Genomic DNA, 21,425 nt, shown 5'->3' with positions numbered 1-21,425 from the left:
AGTCACATCCCTCACTTCCAGATATTCAGAGGGGTTTGCATCCAGGCGCCCACCACAAGGAGCCAGACCAGCGTCACGGGGATGAAGACCTTCCAGCCCAAGCGCATGATCTGGTCATAGCGAAAGCGTGGGAAGGTGGCGCGCACCCAAATGAACAGGCTCACCACCGCGCAGGTTTTGGCACCCAGCCAAATCCAGCCGGGGATCCAGTCCAGGAAGCCCACGGGAGACAACCAGCCACCCAGGAACATGATGGAGGCCAGGATGGAGATCAACCACATATTGGCGTACTCGGCCAGGTAGAACATCGCATAGGACATGCCGGAGTACTCCACCATGTGGCCGGCCACGATTTCCGCTTCACCTTCCACCACGTCAAAGGGATGGCGGTTGGTTTCGGCCAGACCCGAGATCACGTAAACCACAAAAATGGGCAACAGTGGCAACCAGTTCCAGGACAGGAAACCCAGACCCATGCCCGCAAAATTCCCTTGTCCTTGGCCCACCACGATGTCCGTCATGTTCATGCTGCCAGTGACCATCAAAACCACCACCAGACAAAAGCCCATGGAGATTTCGTAACTCACCATCTGGGCAGAAGCACGCAGGGCTCCGAGAAAGGCGTATTTGGAATTGGACGCCCAACCCGCAATCACCACGCCATAGACCTCCATGGAGGCGATGGCCATCACAAACAACAAGCCAGCATTCACGTTGGCCAAGGCCACATCGGGACCAAAGGGCACCACCGCCCAAGCTGCCATCGCTGGCATGATGGTCAAAATGGGGCCGACGAAGAACAATCCCTTATTGGCCGCCGTAGGAATCAGGATTTCCTTGGTCAGCAGCTTCAAGGCATCGGCGATCGGCTGCAGCAAACCCCATGGGCCTACGCGGTTCGGGCCCACACGCACCTGCATCCAACCCAGGAACTTACGCTCCCACAGTGTCAGATAGGCAACGGCACCCATCAGTGGCAGGACGACCACCACAATCTTAATCAGTGTCCACACCACGGGCCAGACCACACCGGTCCACCAAGCCGCAGCCACCAGGCCCAGGCCAACGTTGTAAATCGTATCGATCATGACAGCACCTCTTCCACAGATGGGGCCGCAGACCGGGCATCAGCCGTGAGTTGCAGCGATGTTGCCCGACGCACGGTGCCATCCAGCTGGTAAATCGACGCCACTACAGGGGCTGCTCCTTGCGAAGACACATCGACAGGACCATGGTAAGCATTGCTCAAGCGCGCGGCAGGCACGAACTCGGGCACTGCTACAGCCTCTGGATGCAGGCTATTCAGCACGTCTTGTGACGATTCAAAATCAAACCCGGACAAGCCCATCAGGTTGGCGAGCACACGCAGCACCTTCCAGGCGGGGCGTGTCTCACCCAACGGTTTGACCACGGCGTGGAAACTCTGCACACGCCCTTCCGCATTCACAAACGTACCGGAGGTCTCGGTGAACGGTGCAATCGGCAACAGCACGTCGCTGAACGCCATATTGGCCTTGAAAGGGCTCAACGTGACCACCATTTCGGCCTTGTTAAGAGCTTGCGCGGCTGCGGCACCCGCGGCGCTATCGTAGACCGGTTCGGTGTTGAGCAACAACACGGCTTTCAGACCACCAGCCAGCATTTGGCCAGCGTGCGCACCATTGCCCTGCGGCACTGCGCCAGCGATTTGGGCGCCCACTGTATTGGCGGCTTCCGTCAGGTAGCCCACGGTGGCGCCCACTTGCTCGCCAATCCAGTTGGCCAAACTCAGCAGACTGCTGGCCTTGGCGTGGTGTGCTGCGGCATTGCCCAACAAGATAGCCTTGCGTTCGCCCGAGATCAGCGACAAGGCAATTGCCTTGGCCTGCACACTGGCGGTTCCGGAAGCTGGCGCCGAAACGCCCTTCTCTGCAGCCACGGCGGTGGCAATGTCGGCCAGGGATTGCACCCAGGCAGACGCAGGCACTTGAACGCTGTGCGTCACGGGCAACGCCCAGTCAGGGGTGCTGGAAGTGATGGCACTGACCACACCACCGACTTTGGTGGCTTGGCGAATGCGCTGGGCGAACAGGGGATGGTCTTTGCGGAGGTTGGAACCTACAACCAGAACACGCTGCAGCTGCGACAAAGAAGCGATACTGGTACCCAGGTAGCGCACACCTTCGGTGGCCACAAACTCGGCATTGCGCAAGCGGTAGTCGATGCTGTCGCTGCCCAGGCCGCGCACCAAGGCACCGGCCAAATGCAGTTCTTCCAGGGTGCTATGGGGGCTGACCAAGGCGCCAATCGAGGTAGCGCCGTGGTTAGCCTTGATTTGCTTCAACCCATTGGCCACGTATTCCAGGGCGGTTTGCCAGTCCACACTCTTCCACTCACCGCCCTGCTTGAGCATGGGTGTGGTCAACCGTTCGTCGCTATTGAGCGCTTCGTAAGAAAAACGGTCGCGGTCGGCAATCCAGCATTCGTTCACCGCTTCGTTTTCCAGCGGCACCACGCGCAGAACCTTGTGGTTCTTGACCTGAACAATCAGGTTGGCGCCGGTGGAGTCGTGCGGGCTCACCGACTTGCGGCGCGACAACTCCCAGGTGCGGGCGCTGTAGCGGAAGGGTTTGCTGGTCAAGGCACCCACGGGGCAAATGTCAATCATGTTGCCCGACAACTCGGAGTCCACCGAGTCACCGATGAAGGTTTCGATTTCGGCATGTTCACCGCGGTGCGACATGCCCAGCTCCATCACACCCGCCACTTCCTGACCGAAACGCACGCAGCGTGTGCAATGGATGCAACGGCTCATCTCTTCCATAGAGATCAGCGGCCCCACGTCCTTGTGGAATACCACACGTTTTTCTTCTTCGTAGCGCGAGGAAGAACCGCCATAGCCCACGGCCAAATCCTGCAACTGGCATTCGCCACCCTGGTCGCAAATCGGGCAATCCAGGGGGTGGTTGATCAGCAAGAATTCCATGACCGACTTTTGGGCCTTGATGGCCTTGTCGCTCTTGGTGCGCACAATCATGCCCTGGGTCACCGGCGTGGCGCAGGCAGGCATGGGTTTGGGCATCTTCTCCACGTCTACCAAGCACATGCGACAGTTCGCCGCAATGCTCAATTTCTTGTGGTAGCAGAAGTGAGGAATGTAGGTGCCCGCTTTGTCGGCGGCATGCATGATCATGCTGCCTTCAACAATGTCCACCTTCTTGCCGTCGAGTTCGATTTCAATCATCTTGGGCTTTGCTTAAACGTGGGCCGCAACCATGCTGGTCTTGTGCTCTACGAGGTACTCAAATTCGTGCCGGAAGTGTTTGATCATGGCGCGCACGGGCATGGCAGCCGCATCGCCCAAGGCGCAAATCGTGCGCCCCATGATGTTCTCGGCCACGTTGTCCAGCAGGGCCATATCGCTGGGACGACCTTGACCATCCACAATGCGATCCACCATGCGCGAGAGCCAACCCGTGCCTTCACGGCAAGGCGTGCACTGGCCGCAAGACTCGTGCATGTAAAAGTAGCTCAGGCGCTGCAAGGCAGTGACCATGCAACGGGTTTCGTCCATCACGATGACCGCGCCCGAACCCAGCATGGAGCCTGCCTTGGCAATCGAGTCGTAGTCCATGGTGCATTCCATCATGATGGAAGCGGGCAACACAGGCGAGGACGATCCACCGGGGATCACGGCCTTCAAGGCCTTGCCGCCGCGCACACCACCAGCCAGCTCCAGCAGCTTGGCAAAGGGCGTGCCCATGGGGATTTCGTAGTTGCCGGGACGCTCCACATCTCCACTGATGGAGTAGATCTTGGTGCCGCCGTTATTGGGCTTGCCGCATTCCAGATAGGCCTGTCCACCGTTGCGGATGATCCAGGGCACCGCTGCAAACGTTTCAGTGTTGTTGATCGTGGTGGGTTTGCCGTACAGACCAAAGCTGGCCGGGAACGGTGGCTTGAAGCGTGGCTGACCTTTTTTGCCTTCAAGCGACTCTAGCAAGGCGGTTTCTTCGCCGCAGATGTAAGCGCCAAAACCATGGGCCGCATGCAGCTGGAAGCTGAAATTGCTGCCCTGGATGTTGTTGCCCAGCAGGCCTGCGGCGCGGGCTTCTTCCAAGGCTTCTTCAAAACGCTCATAGGCCGAGAAGATCTCACCGTGGATGTAGTTGTAGCCAACCGTGATGCCCATGGCATAGGCGGCAATCGCCATGCCTTCGATCACGATATGCGGGTTGAACTGGAGGATGTCACGGTCCTTGCAAGTCCCAGGTTCGCCTTCATCCGAGTTGCAAACCAGGTACTTCTGTCCCGGGAACTGGCGGGGCATGAAGCTCCACTTCAAACCTGTGGGAAAACCAGCACCGCCACGTCCGCGCAGGGCCGACTCTTTGACAGTGGCAATCACCTGGTCTTGCGTCAGGCCTTCGCCGCCGTCCTTGCCCAAAATCTTGCGTAACGCCTGGTAGCCGCCACGGGCCTCGTAGTCCTTCAGGCGCCAGTTGCTGCCGTTCAGGCCTGCATAAATTTGGGGGTTAATGTGGCGATCGTGGAAGCAGGTCTGCACGCCGGTGGCGCGAAACTGGGAGAGAAGGTTCTCAACGGTCATCACTTGCCCTCCGTGGCGCGCAGGCCATCCACCAACTGGTCCAGCTTGTCGTTGCTCATGAAGCTGCACATGGTGCGGTCGTTCACCAGCATCACAGGGGAATCAGCGCAAGCGCCCAGGCATTCACTCTGCTGCAGAGTGAACATGCCGTCGGCCGTGGTCTCGCCCATGTGGATACCCAGCTTCTGCTCCAGGTGGTGCAAGGCCTTTTGGCCATCACGCAACTGGCATGGCAGGTTGGTGCACACATTCAGCTTGAACTTGCCCACCGGACGCTGGTTGTACATGTTGTAGAAGGTCGTGACTTCGTGCACCGCCATAGGTGCCATGCCCAAATGGGCCGCAATCACTTTTTCACTTTCCGCACTCACAAAGCCCAGCTCCTGCTGAACGATGGACAGGCAGGCCATCACGGCAGACTGCTTTTGATCGGTGGGATATTTGGCCACTTCACGGTCGAAGCGCGCCTTGGTAGCGTCAGAGATCATCGGTCAATCTCTCCAAAAACAATGTCCATGGTGCCGATGATGGACACCGCATCCGCAATCATGTGACCGCTGGCCATTTCGTTCAGACCCGCCAGATGGGCAAAGCCCGGTGGACGGATCTTCAGGCGATAAGGCTTGTTGGCACCGTCGCTCACGATATAGATGCCGAACTCACCCTTGGGATGTTCCACGGCGGCGTAGGCCTCGCCTTCGGGCACGCGAAAACCTTCGGTGAACAGCTTGAAATGGTGGATCAACTCCTCCATGCTGCTCTTCATGGATTCGCGCGAAGGTGGCGCCACCTTGTGGTTGTCCGTGATCACGGGGCCGGGGTTGGCCTTGAGCCAGTCCACACACTGCTTGATGATGTGGTTGGACTGCTTCATCTCTTCCATGCGGACCAGGTAGCGGTCGTACACGTCGCCCGTCTTGCCCACAGGGATGTCAAAGTCGAGCTGGTCGTACACCTCGTAGGGCTGCTTTTTGCGCAGATCCCAGGCAATACCGGAGCCGCGCAACATGGGGCCTGTAAAGCCCAGGTTTAGCGCGCGTTCGGGTGTCACCACACCGATGTTCACGGTGCGCTGCTTCCAGATACGGTTTTCGGTCAGCAGCGTGTGGTATTCCTCCAGGCACGCGGGGAAGCGCTGTGTGAAGTCTTCAATGAAATCAAGCAGCGAACCTTTGCGATTGCGGTTCAATTCATCCACGCCCTTGGCGTTGCGCACCCGACTGGCCTTGAACTGGGGCATGGTGTCAGGCAGGTCGCGGTATACACCGCCGGGACGGAAATAGGCGGCGTGCATGCGGGCGCCACTGGCAGCCTCGTACATGTCGAACAGGTCTTCACGTTCGCGGAAGGTGTAGATCAGGATGGTGGAACTGCCGCAATCGTTGCCGTGCGAGCCCAACCACATCAGGTGGTTCAGCAGGCGGGTGATCTCGGCAAACATCACGCGGATGTACTGCGCACGCACCGGCACCTCAATACCCAACAGCTTTTCAATGGCCAAGCAGTAGGCGTGCTCGTTGCACATCATGGACACATAGTCCAGGCGATCCATGTAGGGTAGTGCCTGGATATAGGTTTTGGTCTCGGCCAACTTTTCCGTAGCGCGGTGCAACAGGCCGATGTGCGGGTCGGCGCGCTGGATCACCTCGCCGTCCAGCTCCAGCACCAGGCGCAAAACGCCGTGCGCCGCAGGGTGCTGCGGTCCAAAGTTCAGGGTGTAGTTCTTGATTTCAGCCATGCATTCAACTGCTTATTGCAGGCCTCCGTAATTGTCTTCCCGGATGATGCGGGGCGTGATTTCCCGCGTCTCAATCGTGACCGGCTGGTACACCACGCGGGCCTGCTCGGCGTCGAAACGCATTTCCACATGCCCGGTAGTGGGGAAGTCTTTGCGGAAGGGGTGGCCGATGAAACCGTAGTCGGTCAGGATGCGGCGCAGGTCGTTGTGGCCTTCAAAGACGATGCCAAACAAATCGAAAGCTTCACGCTCAAACCAATTGGCAGAGTTCCAGATGTCGGTGACCGACGCCACTGCTGGCATGTCGTCATCGGACGCAAATACCTTCAAACGAAGACGTTGGTTCAGGCTCACGGACAGCAGATGGCTCACGACGGCGTAACGGAGGCCATCGTAGGCACCGTCCTTGTACTCGGAGTAATCCACGCCACACAGGTCCATCAATTGCTCGAACTTGCAGCCCGGGGCGTCACGCAATGCCAGCGCTGCAGCGTGGTAATCGGCTGCAGACACCACCACCTGAACTTCGTCCAGCGCGATGGAAATGTGTTTTGCCTTGTCACCCAACGCTGCCTGAACAGCGGCCTGAATCGTTTCAGGACGAACGGAATAAACAGTCATGGAGCTCCTCAGGCGCGCGCAATGGTTTCAGTGCGGCGAATCTTTTGCTGCAATTGCAAAATGCCGTACACCAGTGCTTCGGCAGTGGGGGGACAGCCAGGCACATACACATCGACCGGCACAATGCGGTCGCAGCCACGGACGACGGAATAACTGTAGTGGTAGTACCCACCACCATTGGCACACGAACCCATGCTGATCACCCAGCGCGGCTCGGACATCTGGTCGTACACCTTGCGCAAGGCAGGGGCCATCTTGTTGCACAAGGTGCCGGCCACGATCATCAGGTCGGACTGGCGCGGGCTGGCACGGAATACTTCGGAGCCAAAGCGGCTCAGGTCATACCGCGCAGCAGCTGCGTGCATCATTTCGACGGCGCAGCAAGCCAGGCCGAAGGTCATGGGCCAGATGGAGCCGGTTTTGGCCCAGTTCATCACCGAGTCGTAGCTCGTGGTGACAAAACCCTCTTTCAAAACACCTTCAATCATTGCTTACTCCCAGTCCAAGGCGCCTTTTTTCCACATGTACACGAAGCCAATGGTCAAAACGGCCACAAACTCCGCGCCAATCAAAAACCCGAAGAAGCCGATCTCTTTGAGAGACACAGCCCACGGGAATAGGAAAGCGGTTTCCAAGTCAAACAAAATGAACAGGATGGCTACCAGGTAGTAGCGCACGTCGAACTTCATGCGGGCATCTTCAAATGCCTCGAAGCCACATTCGTAGGGGGAGTTCTTCGCGGGGTCGGGGCGGTTGGGGCCAAGAATGTAGCCCAGCACCTGGGGGACTACACCGACGCCAATACCGACCAAGATGAACAGGAGAACGGGGAGATATTGATCGAGGTTCATCTTGAGATTCTGATCACCGTGATTGGCGCGCCCAAAAATACCTCTGAACGCGCTGATTTTTGCTGGTGCCTTCGGCGAGACTCGAACTCGCACAGCTTTCGCCACTACCACCTCAAGATAGCGTGTCTACCAATTTCACCACGAAGGCGGCTCTCAGTTGGTGAATTTGCGTGAGGAACCTTGCGGCATTTGCTTATTCACCAGCCCTAGAGTTTACCCTGAATTTACCCTGCCACTGGCAGGGACAAGGCATTTAAAAAGCCATTTACTTGGCAGGAATCTGCGCTGCGCCAGAGGCGGGTGCAGCAGGTGCAGATTCAGCGGCAGCGGGCGCTGCTGCAGGCGCAACAACGGCTGCACCTTCGAGCACGGAACCCGAGCTGGCAGGACGCAGATTGCCGAAATAGGCCAGCGCCAAGGTGCAAACGAAAAACACGGTGGCAAGCACTGCGGTGGTGCGCGACAGGAAGTTGGCACTGCCGCTGGCGCCAAACAGGCTGCCCGAACCGCCACTGCCAAATGCCGCACCCATGTCAGCGCCCTTGCCGTGCTGCACCAAAATCAGGCCGATCATGCCCAGGGCCGACAACATTTGAACCGTCAAAATAATCGTGACTACGATGTTCATAACTAACTCCTCAATTTAAGAAAATCTGCGCAGCGTCAAACCGCTGCGGCAATGATGGACAGGAAGTCAGGCGCCTTCAACGAGGCACCACCTACCAGCCCACCGTCAATGTCTGCCTGGCCCAACAACTGGGCGGCGTTGGCTGCATTCATGCTGCCGCCGTACAGAATCTGCACGCGGTCAGAATGTTCCGTGGCCGCGTGCAACTGGGCCCGCAGTACCGCGTGTACCTGCTGCGCCTGCTCGGGACTGGCTGTTTTGCCTGTGCCAATGGCCCACACAGGTTCATACGCCACCACGATTTCGCTGATGCAATGGCCGTTGGTGTGGATGACGGCAGCCAACTGGCGTTTGACCACCTCTTCAGTCAACCCAGCTTCGCGCTCCTGCAGCGTCTCGCCCACACACACGATGGGCGTGATGCCAGCGGCCAAGGCCTTTTGGGCTTTGTTGGCCACGACAGCATCGGTCTCACCATGGTACTGGCGGCGCTCGGAGTGGCCCACGATGGCGTAGCGGACGCCCAGGTCGCGCAGCATGCTGGCCGACACCTCGCCCGTATAAGCACCGGCATCGTAGGCCGACACGTCTTGTGCACCCACGGCAATCGCCGAACCCTTGACCAAAGCCTCCACCCCCGCCAGATACGGCGCAGGCACGCACACGGCGATATCACATGCCGCCTGGCCCACACCGGCCAGCAACTGCTGCACCAGTGCGGCGTTGGTGGCCGTCGAGCCATTCATCTTCCAGTTGCCCGCAATCAATTTCTTTTTCATGCTGCATCCCAATTCAAAACAATTTTGCCAACGTGCTGATTGCTCTCCATCAGCGCATGGGCTTTCGCCGCATCGGCTGGAGCAAACACGCTGTGAATCACCGCCCTGATGCGCCCGGCAACCAACAAGGGCCAGACCACGCGCAAACACGAGGTCGCGATCGCTGCCTTGAACGTCACGGGCCGCGCACGCAAGGTGGAACCCGTGATGGTCAGCCGCTTGCGCAGCACCAGCCCGGCGTTGATCTCGCTTTGCACACCGCCCTGCACCGCAATGATGACCAGTCGGCCATCGTCTGCCAGACACTGCACTTCCTTGGCTACATAGGCACCAGCCACCATGTCCAGCACCACATCCACGCCACGCCCCTGCGTGAGGCGCAAGGCCTCCGCCTGGAAGTCATGGGTTTTGTAGTTGATGGCATGGTCGGCGCCCAGCGCCAGGCAAGCCGCACATTTCTCATCGCTGCCCGCCGTCGCAATAACCGTGGCGCCCAGGGCCTTGGCCAGCTGAATGGCGGTGACGCCAATGCCACTGGTGCCACCTTGCACCAGCAACGTTTCACCGGCTTGCAGACGCCCCCGGTCGAACACATTGCTCCACACGGTGAATAGCGTCTCGGGCAGGCTCGCAGCCTCCACGTCACTCCACCCCGCGGGCACCGGCAGGCACTGACCTACAGGCGCTACGCAAAGCTCGGCATAGCCACCGCCGGCCACCAGCGCACAGACACGGTCGCCCAACTTGAAGCCCGCCGCCTGCATGGCTGCGGCATCGCCCGACACGATGGTGCCCGCCACTTCCAGCCCCGGAAGGTCGGAAGCGCCTGCGGGTGCAGGGTAATGCCCGGCACGCTGCAATACGTCAGGCCGGTTGATGCCACTGGCGGTTACACGAATGCACACCTCCCCCACGCCCACAACAGGCGCAGGACGGTCCACCAAACGCAGAACGTCGGGTGGACCGAAGGACGAGATTTCGACAGCTTTCATAGCCAAATCAACCGGTAGCCCCCGTGTTTATTGCGCGAGCAGCTACCAATTCAATAGCAAGACGAATTAACCTTGCTCGCCGTTTTGGGCCGGACGGTCCAGCAGTGCCTTCATGGACAGCTTGATGCGGCCCTTCTCATCCGTTTCCATAACCTTGACCTTGACGATCTGGCCTTCGGACAGGTAATCCGTAACCTTCTCGACGCGCTCGTGGGCGATCTGGCTGATGTGCAGCAGGCCGTCCTTGCCTGGGAGCAGGTTCACCAAGGCACCGAAGTCCAGAATCTTGGTGATCGGGCCTTCGTAGACCTTGCCAATTTCCACTTCAGCGGTGATCTGCTCGATGCGGCGCTTGGCTTCTTCGGCCTTGGCGGGATCAGCCGACGCGATGGTGATGGTGCCGTCTTCGTCGATGTTGATTTGCGTGCCGGTTTCTTCGGTCAGCGCGCGGATCACGGAGCCGCCCTTGCCGATCACGTCACGGATCTTCTCGGGGTTGATCTTCATGGTGAACAGGCGAGGCGCGAAGTTGGACACTTCGGTCTTGGCTTCGGCCATGGCGCTTTGCATTTCACCCAGGATGTGCATGCGGGCCTCCTTGGCCTGAGCCAACGCGACTTGCATGATTTCCTTGGTGATGCCCTGGATCTTGATGTCCATCTGCAGCGCGGTAATACCGTTGGTGGTACCGGCGACCTTGAAGTCCATATCGCCCAGGTGGTCTTCGTCACCCAGGATGTCGGTCAGCACGGCAAAGCGGTTGTCGTCCTTGATCAGGCCCATGGCGATACCGGCCACGTGCGCCTTCAAAGGCACGCCAGCGTCCATCAGCGACAGGCAGCCGCCGCAGACGGAAGCCATCGACGAAGAGCCGTTGGATTCGGTGATTTCCGACACCACACGCATGGTGTAGGGGAATTCTTCTTTGGTAGGCAACACGGCAACCAGTGCGCGCTTGGCCAGACGGCCGTGGCCGATTTCGCGGCGCTTGGGCGTGCCCACGCGACCGGTTTCGCCAGTGGCGAACGGAGGCATGTTGTAGTGCAGCATGAAGCGGTCTTCGTAGTCGCCGCTCAGGGCATCGATACGCTGGGCATCGCGCTCGGTACCCAGGGTGGCAATCACCAGGGCCTGGGTTTCCCCACGTGTGAACAAGGCGGAACCGTGGGTGCGGGGCAGCACGCCGTTGCGGATTTCAATCGCGCGCACGGTGCGGGTGTCGCGGCCGTCGATACGGGGTTCGCCGGCCAGAATCTGGCTACGCACGATCTTGGCTTCGATGTCGAACAGCAGACCTTCCACGGCCACGCTGTCGAATGCAGCGCCGTCGGCCTTCAGGGCGGCCATGACTTCGGAGTAGGCGGAGCGACAGGCTTGGGTACGGGCTTGCTTGTTGCGGATTTGGTAGGCAGCAACCAGCTTGTCCTTGGCCAGGCCGTCGATCTTGGCGATCAGGGCTTCGTCCTTGGCGGGGGCCTTCCAGTCCCACACGGGCTTGCCAGCGTCACGCACCAGTTCGTGGATCGCGTTGATGGCGATCGCACCTTGTTCGTGGCCGAACACCACGGCGCCGAGCATGATTTCTTCGGACAGTTGTTGCGCTTCGGACTCCACCATCAGCACAGCGGCTTCGGTACCGGCAACGACCAGATCCATGATGGAGTCTTTGCGTGCGGTTTGGCCGGGGTTCAACACGTATTCGCCGTTGATGTAACCCACGCGGGCTGCACCGATGGGGCCGTTGAACGGCACGCCAGACACGGACAAGGCGGCGCTGACAGCGATCATGGCGGCGATGTCGGCATCGACTTCAGGGTTCAACGACACGGTGTGGATCACCACGTGCACTTCGTTGAAGAAACCTTCGGGGAACAGGGGGCGGATCGGACGGTCGATCAGGCGGCTGGTCAGCGTTTCAAACTCGCTGGGGCGGCCTTCGCGCTTGAAGAAGGAACCGGGGATCTTGCCGGCGGCATAGGACTTTTCCAGGTAGTCCACGGTCAGGGGGAAGAAGTCCTGGCCAGGCTTGCCTTCGGTCTTGGCAACCACAGTGGCCAGCACCACGGTACCGTCCATGTCCAGCAGCACAGCGCCGGTGGACTGGCGAGCGATTTCGCCGGTTTCCATGGTGACCGTGTGTTGGCCCCATTGGAAGGTCTTGGTAACTTTGTTGAAAATACTCATGTCTTATCTCCTGTGAGTTAGGGGTCATGTTTGGGAGGTTTGGGCCACCTCACCCGAGCCCGGAGCCAACATCACAGTCCACGATGCCATTCCAGAAAAACTCCAGCCAACGCCGGAATTGCTTTGGAATGACACAGCTTCGCTCTGTTTTTGCCGTCTCCGAAGTAAAAAACGCCTGAGCTAGTGACCTAACTCAGGCGCTTCACATTCGTGGGACCGATTACTTGCGCAGACCCAGCTTGGCGATCAGAGCGACGTAGCGGTCAGCGTCTTTGCTCTTCAGGTAGTCCAGCAGCTTGCGGCGACGGCTCACCATGCGCAGCAGACCGCGGCGACCGTGGTGGTCTTTGGCGTGGGTCTTGAAGTGGGGGGTCAGTTCGTTGATACGGGCGGTCAGCAAAGCCACTTGGACTTCGGGGCTGCCGGTATCGCCAGCTTGACGGGCGTTGTCTTTGACAACAGCGGCTTTGATGCTAGATGCAATCATGTGTTTTCCTGGTGTTTTGGGACTGCACGCTGGGTGCTGCCCCGGTTTGTACAACTTGCGCCAAGTGCTGGAACTGCGCTTGGCGTGCGCCCTGCCGAATGCAAAGCCGCTCGATTATAACCCGGTCATCACGTCAAGGGCGCATCATCTTGCAACTAGTGGCCTGCTCGGCCGCCGCCGCTGGCACAGTTTTCACCACACGGAATCCGTAACCCGAGCCTTCCACGTCAAATTTGACGCCCGGCGTGCCCTGGCGCTCCATCATGCCCACCACCAGGGTTTGCTGGAATTGGTGGTCGGCCGCGCGCATGGTGCCAGTTTGGCCACTAAAAGTGACGCTAGCCCGCTCCAGTTGCGCGGCGACAGCTACCATATCGATAGCACCATTGGCACCCGCCCCGCCCTGCTTGCCGGAGGCCTCCAGGCTTTGGGCCAGCGCCTCGACCAGCAACTGCATGCGCATGTGGACATAGTCGTCTTCGGGCTTGGGGTAGCGCACGCGGAAGGACTTGTAAAACGCCTCGCTGGCGGCGGTCTGCACATTCGGCAGCCAGTCAGCCACCGCCACCACCTTGCCAATGCCGGCGTCGCCAATCGCGGCTGGGGCGCCCAGTGCGTTGCCGTAGAAGGTGTAGAACTTACCGTCAAAACCCACATCCTTCGCAGCTTTGATCAGCAGGCTCAGGTCATTGCCAAAGTTACCCGTGATCACAGCTCCCGCGCCGCTGGCCTTGATCTTGGTGGCGTAGGGCAAAAAGTCTTTCACGCGGCCCAAGGGGTGCAGCTCGTCGCCCACCACCTGCACGTCGGGGCGCAGTACGCCCAGCTGACGCCGGGCCTCGCGCGCGACGGCCTGGCCGAAGCTGTAGTCCTGGCCAATGATGTAGACACTTTTGAGGGCCTTGTCGTCCTTCAACACGTCCATGAGTGCGGCCATGCGCATGTCGGAATGCGCGTCGAAACGGAAATGCCAGAAGCTGCATTTCTCATTGGTCAGCTCGGGCAACACCGCCGCGTAATTGAGGAAAAGCACGCGGCGTGCCGGGTCGCGTTCGTTGTGCTTGTTGATGGCATCGATCAGCGAGGCCGCCACGCCCGAGGAATTGCCCTGCAGGATGACGCGCGCACCGCCATCGATGGCCGAGCGCAGCGCCGACAGGGCTTCTTCGGTCTGGCCTTTGCTGTCAAAGCGCTCCAGCTGCAGCGGCTGGTTGCCGCCAGCGCTAGCGGGCAGCTTGACGCCGCCGCGTGCGTTCACACGCTCTACCGCCCAGACGAAATTGCGAAACGCAGCTTCACCACCGTTGGCGTTGGCACCGCTAAAGCCTTCGATGACGGCAATCTTGATGGCGGAAGGCGTTTGGGCCACTGCGCTGGCAACCGACAAAACGGAGGCAAATAGCGCTGTTGCGCCCAATTTCAAGACCTGGCGTGAAAGAATAAACATGGGAAATTTCTCTTGAAATGAGAGGGAAAGCGCTCAGCTTGGAGACATGCGGCGATCGCTGTGAGAGCCGCGCAGTGTACTAGGAGTCACACCATGTTTTTTGCCTCTGCACCCTCTGTTTTCCAGTCCTCTGTGCGCCGTCCCGCTTACGCACACACAGGCCGCTCCGTCGATCGTTTCATTGATGACGCACTGTTTTCGGCACGCCAAAGCGCGGGCGCCTACAAGCAGGACGAAACCTCGTTCACCCTGACGCTGGACATGCCCGGCATTGCCAAAGAGCAGTTGAGTATTTCCATCGAAGGTGCGGTCGTTCGCATCCAAAGCAAGGAAGACGCACCCCGCCGCTACCGCGCCGCCTATGAACTGCCCCAGGACGTGGACAGCGCGCTGAGCGAAGCCAAGCTGGAAAACGGCGTGCTGACTTTGAAGCTGGCGAAAAAGGTGCCGGTGAACAACGCTACCGAGCTGACGATCCAGTAATGGGTCAGCAGTAGGACCTAAAGCGTGTGCAACGGCCAGCGGGGCTTGACGTCGAAAGCGTAAGCCTTGCTGGCGGTCTGCAAGCCGCTTTGCAAGCGCATTGCCGCAGCCATGGCAATCATGGCGCCGTTGTCGGTGCACAGATGCAGCTCGGGGTAGTGCACGCGCACACCGCGTTTGGCGCACTCGGCGTTCAGCAGCTCGCGCAGCTTGCGGTTGGCGCCCACGCCACCGGCCACCACCAGGCGCTTCAAGCCGGTTTGCTTGATAGCCGCCATCGATTTCTTCAACAACACTTCCACAATCGCCGCCTGCGTAGACGCCGCCAGATCGGCCTGCTGCTGGCGCGGCAAAGCGTCGAACACGGTGACCGCACCTGCGGCCACCATGCGCTGGCTTTGCACCAGCACCGCCGTCTTCAGGCCCGCGAATGAAAAGTCCAGGTTGCCACTGTGCAGCAGCGGTCGCGGCAGCTGATATGCCGTCGGGCTGCCCTCCTCCGCCAGCTTGGACAACAGGGGCCCGCCCGGATAGGCCAGGCCCATGAGCTTGGCGGACTTATCGAAGGCTTCGCCGGCAGCGTCGTCAATGGTTTCGCCCAGCAGCTCGTAACGGCCCACGCCGTCCACGCGCATGAGCTGCGTGTGACCACCCGACACCAGCAAGGCCACAAACGGAAATTCGGGAGGATCAGCGCTCAGGAATGGCGAGAGCAAGTGGCCTTCCAGGTGGTGTACACCCAGCACCGGCTTGTCCAGCGCCGCGCCCAACGCGCAGGCCACGCCCGCCCCTACCAGCAAGGCACCCGCTAGGCCGGGGCCGCGTGTGTACGCCACCACGTCCACGTCCGGCAGGCTGTGACCACTCTCATTCAGCACCTGCTGGGTGAGCGGCAGCACGCGGCGAATATGGTCGCGGCTGGCCAGCTCGGGCACCACACCGCCATAGGCCTGGTGCATCTCGATCTGGCTGTGCAGCGCATGGGCCAGCAGCGTGGGCACGGCGCTGCCCTGCGACTCCACCATGGCCACGCCTGTTTCGTCACACGACGACTCGATTCCCAACACCAGCATGCTTGTTTCCTTCAGAGCCGCCGAGTTTAGAGGATGGGGCCTGCGCGGGCGCCCCCGGCACAATGGCGCCATGGACCTGCCTTTGACCGATGACGCCATTGCCCGGCTGGAAACCTCCACCCGTGACGCCGTGGCCCCACCCGCCCATGAAACCCTGGACGGCTGGTTGCTGTCGTATGACGCCTCTACCGTGGGCCGCGCCAAAAGCGCCGTGCCGCTGCGCCACCACAGCCTGAGCCCCGCCGCCCTGCCCGACATCTGCACGCGCTACGCACAGCGTGGCCTGAAACCGATCTTTCGCCTGGCCGATGTGGCGGGCCTGGCCGATGTGCAGGCCGAACTGCGCCGCCTTGGCTTTGCGCCCACGCAGGCCACGCTGGTGCAGGTGGCGCCCACGGCCACGGTGGCGGGCCAGAGTACCAGCACCGCGGCCACCTGCTCCCCCACACCGACGCAACACTGGGCCGCGGTGTACACCGCGCCGGGCTTTGACCCGGTAGATGGCCAGCACCGCCTGCAGGCGCTGAGCCGCGGCCAACATGGGGTGTACGCCAGCTTGGTGCAAGACGGCCAGCCGCTATGCGCAGGCACCGCGGTGTACAGCCAGGGCTGGGCCAGCCTGCATGGGCTGCGCACCGCGGTAAACGCACGCGGCCAGGGCCTGGCCGCGCAGTTGATGGCCTGCCTGGCGCAAGAGGCCCTGCGGCGCGGCCTGACGGAAACGTTTTTGCAGGTGGAGGCAGAAAACACCGCCGCCCTGGCCCTGTACCAGCGCGCGGGCTTTGTTACCGCCTGGCGCTATCACTACTGGCGTGAATTTTGCGTGCCATGATGGGCATATGACCGAGCCGCTTCGCATCGTCGTGATCAACTCTGACCTGCTGGTCGATGACCCGCAGGATGCGCACGTGTTCAGCCAGGCCGAGCGCTCGCGCAGCCTGCGCATTGGTCTTCTGGAAAGTGGCTTCAACCTGGTGGCGTCGTTGCCAGCCGATGTGTACCTGACAGAGCGTCTGGCGCAGCTGCAGCCCGACATGATCATCGTGGACGCCGAGAGCGACGCGCGTGATGCGCTGGAGCACGTGGTGATGGCCACGCGCGATGAGCGCCGCCCCATCGTCATGTTCACCAACGACAACGACAGTGGTAATGCGCGCGCGGCCGTGGCCGCCGGGGTGTCGGCCTACATCGTTGCGGGCTTGCAGACCGAGCGCATCCGCCCGATTCTGGACGTGGCCATGGCCCGTTTCCAGCATGAACAGGCCCTGCGCCAGGAGCTGGCCGCCACGCGCACCGAACTCAACGAGCTGTCCGCCGTGCTGCAGGACCGCAAGGTGATTGACCGCGCCAAGGCCATGCTGATGCAGCGCCAACAGCTTAGCGAAGAAGCCGCTTACGCCAAGCTGCGCAAGACGGCGATGGACAAAAACCTGAAGATTGTGGAAGTGGCCCAGCGCATGCTGGACGTGGCCGACCTGCTGTCCTGACACAGGCAAACAACTGGTTACGAGTGGTTCACACAATTGGCACAAATCAGAACTAAGCTGTACCCCATGCAACCCGAAATCCCTATCGAACAACTGGCCGCCGAGGTGTATGACGCTGCGCCCGCTGCAGAAAAAGAGCGCATGGTGTCGCAGCTGGTGGGCAAGATTTACGAGACTGCGCCGGCCGCCGTGCGCAGCAATCTCATCCTGACGCTGATGAAGCCGCTGGGTGTACTGTCCTTGGTGGCGGTGGCCGACGGCATCTTTGCCAAGATCCGCTTTCGCGGTGGCTGGCCCGATGTGCAGGTGTTGCCCGACGACGTGAAAAATGTGGAGCCCCAGGACGTGGTGGCCCTGACCCACTATGCGCAACAGGTCAGCCTACATGTGCTGGACGGCCTGGCCCGCGTGGTCACCTCCTCGCCAGTTCTGGCCACTTCGGCCGCCGCTGCGCTGCTGATCCACATCCTGATGCAGCGCCACGGCGTTGAGCGCCGCGCCAAGATCCGCGACTAATCGGCGCCCCAAACCACGGCATCCACACCCCGCCAGTGCTCGCCGCTGGCGAATTTTCCCGGCGTTGGTGCAGCGCACAAAACCAGTGCGTTACCTATTTTTAAAATGAAATAGGCTTGTAGCCCGCATATTCATTGCGCTGGCCGCTCCTGAATCCATAGCACACCATTCTCCAAAAAACCTGGCATAGACATTGCATTAATCCCTGCGAGACCGGCAACGGTCATGCACTGCACCCCACCTAACGGCGGGTAGGGCGCAAGGCAAACAGGACAAAGGCGTCCCCACGGGTTGACTCGCGCACCGCGCAGTCAACCCAGTGCGGACGCCTTTTTTGTTTTTCGTTTTGTGTTTTTCACTTCTGGAGCGTGTGCCATGACTGATCTTCTGAAAGCCAAACTCAGCCGCCGTGCTGTTCTGCAAACCGCGGCCGTGGGCGTGGTGGGCATCAACCCTGCGCTGCGCGCTGTGGTGTACGCCGGTGGCTCTGACGCCCCGGAAAAAACCGAAGTCAAGATCGGCTTCATTCCGCTGACCGACTGCGCCAGTGTGGTGATGGCCTCGGTACTGGGCATCGACAAGAAGTATGGCGTCACCATCATCCCCAGCAAGGAAGCCAGCTGGGCCGGTGTGCGCGACAAACTGGTGAACGGTGAACTCGACTTTGCCCACGTGCTGTACGGCCTGGTATATGGCGTGCACCTGGGCGTAGGCGGCCCCAAGAAAGACATGGCCGTGCTGGCCACGCTGAACAACAACGGCCAGGCCATCACCCTGTCCAAAAAGCTGGCAGACAAAGGCGCCGTGGACGGCCCCAGCCTGGCCAAGCTGATGCAGACCGACAAACGCGACTACACCTTTGCGCAAACCTTCCCCACCGGCACGCACGCCATGTGGCTGTACTACTGGCTGGCCGCCAACGGCATCAACCCCATGGCCGATGCCAAGGTCATCACCGTGCCACCGCCCCAGATGGTCGCGAACATGCGCGTGGGCAATATGGACGGCTACTGTGTGGGCGAGCCTTGGGGCCACCGCGCCATCATTGACGGCATCGGCATTACCGCCACCACCACCCAGGACATCTGGAAGGACCACCCCGAAAAGGTGCTGGGCACCACGGGCGATTTCGTCAAGAAGTACCCCAACACTGCACGTGCCGTGACCGCCGCGATTCTGGAAGCCGGCCGGTGGATCGACGCCAGCCTGTCCAACAAAAACAAGATGGCCGAAACCATTGCCGACAAGAGCTATGTGAACACCAGTGTGGACGCGATCAACCAGCGCATCTTGGGCCGCTACCAAAACGGCCTGGGCAAGACCTGGGATGACCCCAACTACATGAAGTTCTACAACGACGGTGCGGTGAACTTCCCCTACCTGTCCGACGGCATGTGGTTCCTCACGCAGCACAAGCGTTGGGGTATTTTGAAAGAGCACCCCGACTACCTGGCCGTAGCAAAACAGATCAACCAGATCGACATCTACAAGCAGGCCGCCACCGCCAGCAAGACCCCCGTGCCCAAGAGCGATATGCGCAGCAGCAAGTTCATGGACGGCATGGTGTGGGACGGCAAGGATCCCAAGAAATACGCCGACAGCTTCAAGGTCAAAGCCTAACCCCCACCCAACCGCAAGGAGGCCACCATGGTCAGCGCTGTTTTTCACTCCCCCTTAGCCACATCGGCCGAAGGGTCTGCTATCAAAAAAGAAGCTGCTAGCGTAGGTTCCACGGGGGCTAGCATGCAAAAAGCAAGCAAACCAGCAGCTGTGGAGGCAACGCTCGCCGCTGCCAAACCGGGCTACGACTGGCGCGGCCTGGTGCTCCGGGTGCTGCCACCCGTGATGGGCCTGGCACTGCTGGTGGGCATCTGGGCGCTGGTCAGCATTGGCACCAAGAGCAGCATTCCCAGCCCCTGGGAAACGCTGCAACAGGCCATCACCATCTTCAGCGACCCGTTCTACCGCAAAGGGCCGAACGACCAGGGAGTGGGCTGGAACGTGCTGTTCTCGTTGGAGCGCGTGGCGCTGGGCTTTGGCCTGGCGGCTGCGGTGGGCATTCCGGCGGGTTTCATGATCGGACGTTTTGAGTTTTTGAGCCGCATGTTCAACCCGCTGATCAGCCTGCTGCGCCCCGTCTCACCATTGGCCTGGTTGCCGATTGGCCTGTTGGTGTTCAAGGGTGCCAACCCTGCCGCCATCTGGACCATCTTCATCTGCTCCATCTGGCCCATGATCATCAACACCGCAGTGGGTGTGCAGCGCGTACCGCAGGACTACATGAACGTGGCCCGCGTGCTGAACCTGAGTGAATGGAAGATCGTCACCAAGATCCTCTTCCCATCGGTGCTGCCCTACATGCTGACCGGTGTGCGCCTGGCCGTGGGCACCGCCTGGCTGGTGATCGTGGCGGCCGAGATGCTGACCGGCGGCGTGGGCATCGGCTTCTGGGTGTGGGACGAGTGGAACAACCTGAACGTCAAGAACATCATCATCGCCATCTTTGTGATCGGCATCGTCGGGCTGGTTCTGGAATACGCCCTGATCAAAATCGCAACCGCATTTACGTTTGAAGAGGTGAAATCATGAGCACTGCGTCTACCAACTCCAAGTTCATCGAGATCCAGGGCGTCGCCCAGACCTTCAAGACCAAGAAGGGCCTGTTCCCAGCACTGCGTGACATCAACCTGACCGTGGCCAAGGGCGAGTTTGTGGCGCTGATCGGCCACAGCGGCTGCGGCAAGTCCACGCTGCTGAACCTGATTGCCGGCCTGACCACGCCCACCGAGGGCTCGCTGATCTGCGCCAACCGCGAGATCAACGGCCCCGGCCCCGAGCGCGCCGTGGTGTTCCAAAACCACTCGCTGCTGCCCTGGCTCACGTGCTTTGAGAACGTCTACCTGGGCGTGGAGCGCGTGTTTGGTGCGGCGGCCAAGAGCACCGGTGCCGCATCTGAAAACAAAACGCAGCTAAAGGCCCGCACCGATGCCGCACTCGCCCTGGTGGGCCTGACGGCGGCGGCGCAAAAACGCCCTGGCGAAATCAGCGGTGGCATGAAGCAGCGCGTGGGTATTGCCCGTGCGCTGGCCATGGAGCCCAAAGTGCTGCTGATGGACGAGCCCTTTGGCGCGCTGGACGCACTGACCCGCGCCAAGCTGCAGGACGAGCTGCTGGAGATCGTGGCCCGCACCCAAAGCACCGTGGTGATGGTGACGCACGATGTGGACGAGGCCGTGCTCTTGTCCGACAAGATCGTGATGATGACCAACGGCCCCGCCGCCACCATTGGCGAAGTGCTGAGCGTGGACCTGCCCCGCCCGCGCAACCGCGTGGAGCTGGCCGACAGCCCGCAGTACCTGCAGTACCGCAAGGCCGTGATCGACTTTTTGTATACACGCCAGGCCCACGTGGAGAAGGCGGCCTAACCGCAGCGTCCAGCCACACACACAAAAGGGCGCCCTCCACGGCGCCCTTTTTTTGTGCATGCACCGCACCCAAAACAGGCACAGATCCTGCTTAATCAAAGTACGACCAACGAAGGTCTAGCAGTG

22 protein-coding genes and 1 tRNA gene are annotated in these 21,425 nt (G+C 60.5%); 7 read left to right on the top strand and 16 right to left on the bottom strand.

Annotation, left to right across the window (positions count from 1 at the left end; translation table 11 throughout):
- Positions 1-11: 11 nt before the first annotated feature.
- The 15 genes from nuoH to J2X15_RS15060 all read right to left on the bottom strand — a co-directional run bounded on the left by nuoH (position 12) and on the right by J2X15_RS15060 (position 14,315).
- Positions 12-1,088, bottom strand: coding sequence for an NADH-quinone oxidoreductase subunit NuoH (nuoH, locus tag J2X15_RS15130; protein ID WP_310344219.1), 1,077 nt, complete (start codon positions 1,086-1,088; stop codon positions 12-14).
- A complete protein-coding gene (gene nuoG, locus J2X15_RS15125; RefSeq protein ID WP_310344218.1) occupies positions 1,085-3,223 on the bottom strand; it encodes an NADH-quinone oxidoreductase subunit NuoG in 2,139 nt (712 codons plus the stop codon). The genes nuoH and nuoG overlap by 4 nt, the downstream gene beginning before the upstream one ends.
- Before the next feature lie 12 nt (positions 3,224-3,235).
- A complete protein-coding gene (gene nuoF / locus J2X15_RS15120) occupies positions 3,236-4,588 on the bottom strand; it encodes an NADH-quinone oxidoreductase subunit NuoF (RefSeq protein WP_310344216.1) in 1,353 nt (450 codons plus the stop codon).
- Positions 4,588-5,076 (bottom strand): NADH-quinone oxidoreductase subunit NuoE, encoded by a 489-nt coding sequence (gene nuoE, locus J2X15_RS15115; RefSeq protein ID WP_310344214.1) that lies wholly within the window; start codon positions 5,074-5,076, stop codon positions 4,588-4,590. The genes nuoF and nuoE overlap by 1 nt, the downstream gene beginning before the upstream one ends.
- Positions 5,073-6,326, bottom strand: coding sequence for an NADH-quinone oxidoreductase subunit D (locus J2X15_RS15110; RefSeq protein WP_310344212.1), 1,254 nt, complete (start codon positions 6,324-6,326; stop codon positions 5,073-5,075). Before J2X15_RS15110 ends, nuoE begins: the two co-directional genes overlap by 4 nt.
- A 12-nt stretch (positions 6,327-6,338) precedes the next feature.
- Positions 6,339-6,947, bottom strand: coding sequence for an NADH-quinone oxidoreductase subunit C (locus tag J2X15_RS15105; protein WP_310344211.1), 609 nt, complete (start codon positions 6,945-6,947; stop codon positions 6,339-6,341).
- An 8-nt stretch (positions 6,948-6,955) separates the two neighbouring features.
- On the bottom strand, positions 6,956-7,435 hold the full coding sequence (locus J2X15_RS15100) for a NuoB/complex I 20 kDa subunit family protein (protein WP_094478019.1): 480 nt from the start codon (positions 7,433-7,435) through the stop codon (positions 6,956-6,958).
- A gap of 3 nt (positions 7,436-7,438) precedes the next feature.
- Complete coding sequence (locus tag J2X15_RS15095) at positions 7,439-7,798, bottom strand: NADH-quinone oxidoreductase subunit A (RefSeq protein ID WP_310344383.1); 360 nt, start codon at positions 7,796-7,798, stop codon at positions 7,439-7,441.
- Between the two features lie 63 nt (positions 7,799-7,861).
- Positions 7,862-7,946: transfer RNA gene (locus tag J2X15_RS15090), tRNA-Leu, on the bottom strand.
- A gap of 117 nt (positions 7,947-8,063) precedes the next feature.
- Positions 8,064-8,426, bottom strand: coding sequence for a preprotein translocase subunit SecG (gene secG / locus J2X15_RS15085; protein WP_310344209.1), 363 nt, complete (start codon positions 8,424-8,426; stop codon positions 8,064-8,066).
- Positions 8,427-8,461: 35 nt separating this feature from the next.
- A complete protein-coding gene (gene tpiA, locus J2X15_RS15080; protein ID WP_310344207.1) occupies positions 8,462-9,205 on the bottom strand; it encodes a triose-phosphate isomerase in 744 nt (247 codons plus the stop codon).
- The gene (locus tag J2X15_RS15075; RefSeq protein ID WP_310344206.1) at positions 9,202-10,197 is read right to left on the bottom strand and encodes an NAD(P)H-quinone oxidoreductase; all 996 of its coding nucleotides are present in this window, start codon (positions 10,195-10,197) and stop codon (positions 9,202-9,204) included. Before J2X15_RS15075 ends, tpiA begins: the two co-directional genes overlap by 4 nt.
- A 66-nt stretch (positions 10,198-10,263) precedes the next feature.
- The gene (gene pnp, locus J2X15_RS15070; RefSeq protein ID WP_310344205.1) at positions 10,264-12,381 is read right to left on the bottom strand and encodes a polyribonucleotide nucleotidyltransferase; all 2,118 of its coding nucleotides are present in this window, start codon (positions 12,379-12,381) and stop codon (positions 10,264-10,266) included.
- 220 nt (positions 12,382-12,601) lie between these two features.
- Positions 12,602-12,868 carry a 30S ribosomal protein S15 gene (rpsO, locus tag J2X15_RS15065; protein ID WP_094478006.1) on the bottom strand — a complete coding sequence of 89 codons (267 nt, stop codon included), beginning with the start codon at positions 12,866-12,868 and terminating at the stop codon, positions 12,602-12,604.
- Between the two features lie 133 nt (positions 12,869-13,001).
- On the bottom strand, positions 13,002-14,315 hold the full coding sequence (locus J2X15_RS15060) for a branched-chain amino acid ABC transporter substrate-binding protein (RefSeq protein ID WP_310344201.1): 1,314 nt from the start codon (positions 14,313-14,315) through the stop codon (positions 13,002-13,004).
- A 93-nt stretch (positions 14,316-14,408) separates the two neighbouring features.
- On the opposite strand from J2X15_RS15060, the gene J2X15_RS15055 reads away from it, so the two are divergent.
- The gene (locus tag J2X15_RS15055; RefSeq protein ID WP_310344200.1) at positions 14,409-14,798 is read left to right on the top strand and encodes an Hsp20/alpha crystallin family protein; all 390 of its coding nucleotides are present in this window, start codon (positions 14,409-14,411) and stop codon (positions 14,796-14,798) included.
- A 17-nt stretch (positions 14,799-14,815) separates the two neighbouring features.
- Here J2X15_RS15055 and tsaD read toward each other — a convergent pair whose 3' ends face one another.
- Positions 14,816-15,871 carry a tRNA (adenosine(37)-N6)-threonylcarbamoyltransferase complex transferase subunit TsaD gene (tsaD, locus tag J2X15_RS15050; protein WP_310344198.1) on the bottom strand — a complete coding sequence of 352 codons (1,056 nt, stop codon included), beginning with the start codon at positions 15,869-15,871 and terminating at the stop codon, positions 14,816-14,818.
- Positions 15,872-15,941: 70 nt separating this feature from the next.
- On the opposite strand from tsaD, the gene J2X15_RS15045 reads away from it, so the two are divergent.
- From J2X15_RS15045 to J2X15_RS15020, 6 genes are all read left to right on the top strand, one after another.
- Complete coding sequence (locus J2X15_RS15045) at positions 15,942-16,703, top strand: GNAT family N-acetyltransferase (RefSeq protein ID WP_310344196.1); 762 nt, start codon at positions 15,942-15,944, stop codon at positions 16,701-16,703.
- A 7-nt stretch (positions 16,704-16,710) separates the two neighbouring features.
- Entirely contained in the window at positions 16,711-17,358 is a 648-nt protein-coding gene (locus J2X15_RS15040; protein WP_310344194.1) for an ANTAR domain-containing response regulator, read from the top strand.
- A gap of 66 nt (positions 17,359-17,424) precedes the next feature.
- Positions 17,425-17,874, top strand: coding sequence for a hypothetical protein (locus J2X15_RS15035; RefSeq protein ID WP_310344192.1), 450 nt, complete (start codon positions 17,425-17,427; stop codon positions 17,872-17,874).
- 375 nt (positions 17,875-18,249) lie between these two features.
- Complete coding sequence (locus J2X15_RS15030; RefSeq protein ID WP_310344190.1) at positions 18,250-19,494, top strand: CmpA/NrtA family ABC transporter substrate-binding protein; 1,245 nt, start codon at positions 18,250-18,252, stop codon at positions 19,492-19,494.
- A 27-nt stretch (positions 19,495-19,521) separates the two neighbouring features.
- The gene (ntrB, locus tag J2X15_RS15025) at positions 19,522-20,463 is read left to right on the top strand and encodes a nitrate ABC transporter permease (RefSeq protein ID WP_310344188.1); all 942 of its coding nucleotides are present in this window, start codon (positions 19,522-19,524) and stop codon (positions 20,461-20,463) included.
- The gene (locus J2X15_RS15020; protein ID WP_310344186.1) at positions 20,460-21,299 is read left to right on the top strand and encodes an ABC transporter ATP-binding protein; all 840 of its coding nucleotides are present in this window, start codon (positions 20,460-20,462) and stop codon (positions 21,297-21,299) included. Before ntrB ends, J2X15_RS15020 begins: the two co-directional genes overlap by 4 nt.
- Positions 21,300-21,425: the final 126 nt, after the last annotated feature.

Origin of the sequence: Rhodoferax saidenbachensis, assembly GCF_031457975.1 — a bacterium.
In the GTDB taxonomy this organism is placed as follows: domain Bacteria; phylum Pseudomonadota; class Gammaproteobacteria; order Burkholderiales; family Burkholderiaceae_C; genus Allorhodoferax; species Allorhodoferax saidenbachensis_A.
Note: the sequence above shows the minus strand (reverse complement) of the source record. Positions and strands in the feature narration are given on the sequence as shown.

Coding starts and splice junctions, on each gene's coding strand:
- J2X15_RS15030 (WP_310344190.1), top strand. CDS start 18,250: ATGACTGATCTTCTGAAAGCCAAACTCAGCCGCCGTGCTGTTCTGCAA.
- rpsO (WP_094478006.1), bottom strand. CDS start 12,868: ATGATTGCATCTAGCATCAAAGCCGCTGTTGTCAAAGACAACGCCCGT.
- nuoF (WP_310344216.1), bottom strand. CDS start 4,588: ATGACCGTTGAGAACCTTCTCTCCCAGTTTCGCGCCACCGGCGTGCAG.
- nuoH (WP_310344219.1), bottom strand. CDS start 1,088: ATGATCGATACGATTTACAACGTTGGCCTGGGCCTGGTGGCTGCGGCT.
- J2X15_RS15095 (WP_310344383.1), bottom strand. CDS start 7,798: ATGAACCTCGATCAATATCTCCCCGTTCTCCTGTTCATCTTGGTCGGT.
- J2X15_RS15105 (WP_310344211.1), bottom strand. CDS start 6,947: ATGACTGTTTATTCCGTTCGTCCTGAAACGATTCAGGCCGCTGTTCAG.
- J2X15_RS15035 (WP_310344192.1), top strand. CDS start 17,425: ATGCAACCCGAAATCCCTATCGAACAACTGGCCGCCGAGGTGTATGAC.
- ntrB (WP_310344188.1), top strand. CDS start 19,522: ATGGTCAGCGCTGTTTTTCACTCCCCCTTAGCCACATCGGCCGAAGGG.
- nuoG (WP_310344218.1), bottom strand. CDS start 3,223: ATGATTGAAATCGAACTCGACGGCAAGAAGGTGGACATTGTTGAAGGC.
- J2X15_RS15075 (WP_310344206.1), bottom strand. CDS start 10,197: ATGAAAGCTGTCGAAATCTCGTCCTTCGGTCCACCCGACGTTCTGCGT.
- J2X15_RS15100 (WP_094478019.1), bottom strand. CDS start 7,435: ATGATTGAAGGTGTTTTGAAAGAGGGTTTTGTCACCACGAGCTACGAC.
- J2X15_RS15020 (WP_310344186.1), top strand. CDS start 20,460: ATGAGCACTGCGTCTACCAACTCCAAGTTCATCGAGATCCAGGGCGTC.
- J2X15_RS15110 (WP_310344212.1), bottom strand. CDS start 6,326: ATGGCTGAAATCAAGAACTACACCCTGAACTTTGGACCGCAGCACCCT.
- J2X15_RS15040 (WP_310344194.1), top strand. CDS start 16,711: ATGACCGAGCCGCTTCGCATCGTCGTGATCAACTCTGACCTGCTGGTC.
- nuoE (WP_310344214.1), bottom strand. CDS start 5,076: ATGATCTCTGACGCTACCAAGGCGCGCTTCGACCGTGAAGTGGCCAAA.
- pnp (WP_310344205.1), bottom strand. CDS start 12,381: ATGAGTATTTTCAACAAAGTTACCAAGACCTTCCAATGGGGCCAACAC.
- J2X15_RS15055 (WP_310344200.1), top strand. CDS start 14,409: ATGTTTTTTGCCTCTGCACCCTCTGTTTTCCAGTCCTCTGTGCGCCGT.
- J2X15_RS15045 (WP_310344196.1), top strand. CDS start 15,942: ATGGACCTGCCTTTGACCGATGACGCCATTGCCCGGCTGGAAACCTCC.
- tsaD (WP_310344198.1), bottom strand. CDS start 15,871: ATGCTGGTGTTGGGAATCGAGTCGTCGTGTGACGAAACAGGCGTGGCC.
- J2X15_RS15060 (WP_310344201.1), bottom strand. CDS start 14,315: ATGTTTATTCTTTCACGCCAGGTCTTGAAATTGGGCGCAACAGCGCTA.
- tpiA (WP_310344207.1), bottom strand. CDS start 9,205: ATGAAAAAGAAATTGATTGCGGGCAACTGGAAGATGAATGGCTCGACG.
- secG (WP_310344209.1), bottom strand. CDS start 8,426: ATGAACATCGTAGTCACGATTATTTTGACGGTTCAAATGTTGTCGGCC.